This window comes from Poinsettia branch-inducing phytoplasma str. JR1 (assembly GCF_000309465.1).
In the GTDB taxonomy this organism is placed as follows: Bacteria; Bacillota_I; Bacilli_A; order Acholeplasmatales; family Acholeplasmataceae; genus Phytoplasma; species Phytoplasma pruni.
The window spans coordinates 1-1,577 of sequence record NZ_AKIK01000030.1 but is presented as its reverse complement, the minus strand read 5'-3'; the positions used below and the strand labels follow the sequence as shown (position 1 = coordinate 1,577).

Genomic DNA, 1,577 nt, shown 5'->3' with positions numbered 1-1,577 from the left:
AATCAGTTGGTTCTTTTTGAGTATTAAGTCTGTGTTGGAGGGATTTAATCCCTTTAGCTTGTTGTAAATAATAAAGAGGTTTAACATTACGATGACTATTTAAATATTGTGGATCTATTTGGTTATAAAAAGCTTCTCCATAAGTTTCGACTCCTAAAGTTTCGATTTCCTTTTTTAAAGCTACAATATCTAATAAAGGGGTTTTATGATACTTTTCTTTTAAGGCTGCGATTTTTTGTTCATTTAAAGCGATTTGTTTAGCGTAATATCCTAAACCCTCTAAGCCATAAAAAGTATAAAAGGCTTCTATCATGGGTGTGCCTTCTTCCTTAACTCCTGGCATCATCTATTTTCCTTGGTTATTTAAATATGGTTGGTTTTCTTTAGTAATGGGATAACTTTGTCCTTTGATATCTATTATTTGCAAATTTGCACCACTACTAATATATTCAGTTCTGTCTGCGGTTTTAAACCATTCTCTTTTAACCTCAACAGTTGGAGTAGGAATAGGTTTAGGGCTGACAGGAGTTTTTTTTGGAATGAAGACAATAACTATAATGAATAATAATAAAAACCCTAAAGCATTAAACATAACAATAAATAATAAACGTTTTTTTGACATAATATTTTTTTAGAACTCCTTTTGTTAATGATTTATTATTAATAATAACATAATAACCATAAAATAAATAAACTATTTTTGATATGGTTAATAATTATGAAGGCCACCAACCTTTAGTATCTTCAGACAACCAACCTTTAATATCTTTCCAGGTTGTGTTCCAATCATGAGTCACAGCTTTGCCTACTACTGCGCCTATGGCTCCGACAACTACAGTACCAACACCAGGTGCAACCATACTACCAATACCAGCTCCTAAACCTACAGCAGTTCCGCCTTTAGACACATTCCTTACTCTTTTTTTCCATTGATTTTCTTTATTTTTGAATTGTTGGTTTAAAGTGTTTATTTCTTGGTTTAATGTTTGATATTTGTCAACTTGCTTATCTAACTTTTCTTGTGTCTTTTGATGAGCAGTTTGTTCATCAGCTAATTCTTGTTTATATTTTGCAACCTTAATTCTTAAACCAGCGATTATATCTCTGAGTTGTTGGTTTTCTTCCCCTAAAGTAGTATTTTTATCTTCTAAATCTTTAATAGTTTTATCTAAGGTTTGAATATGGGCTTCTAAATTTTTAATTTTTTGCCCTTGTTGGACATAAAGATCCATTTGTTCTTTAATGATTACATTTAAACGGTTTATTTCCGTTGCTTGTGCTTTAATAGTTTTCTGTAATTCCGCTATTTCTTCATCTTTTTGTTTAATAATATTTTGTAATGCTTTTTCGTGTTCTTCTAATTGTTGGACTCTTTCTTTAGTCATTTTTAATGCTTCTTGTTTAATAGTTAATTGATTTTGAAGAGTTTGGTCAATATTACCATTTTTTTCTAAATCATCTTTAATTTGATTAATTTCTTTGATTAAGGCTTCATTTTCTTTATTTTTATCAGACAATTCTTCTTTTACTTTATTTAAATCATGATTATATTTTTCTCTTAAATTATTGTTTTCTTG

Annotated in this window: 2 protein-coding genes and 1 pseudogene; all 3 read right to left on the bottom strand. The window is 29.3% G+C overall.

Features of this window, described 5'->3' with window-relative positions; all coding sequences use genetic code 11:
• Positions 1 to 346, bottom strand: a 346-nt coding sequence (locus ON17_RS00805) for a hypothetical protein (RefSeq protein ID WP_026071981.1), incomplete at its 3' end; no start/stop codon positions are given.
• Positions 347 to 622, bottom strand: a complete 276-nt coding sequence (locus tag ON17_RS00800) for a hypothetical protein (protein ID WP_017191589.1) — start codon at positions 620 to 622, stop codon at positions 347 to 349.
• A gap of 94 nt (positions 623 to 716) precedes the next feature.
• Positions 717 to 1,577, bottom strand: a pseudogene (locus tag ON17_RS03530) (hypothetical protein); the annotation flags it as partial.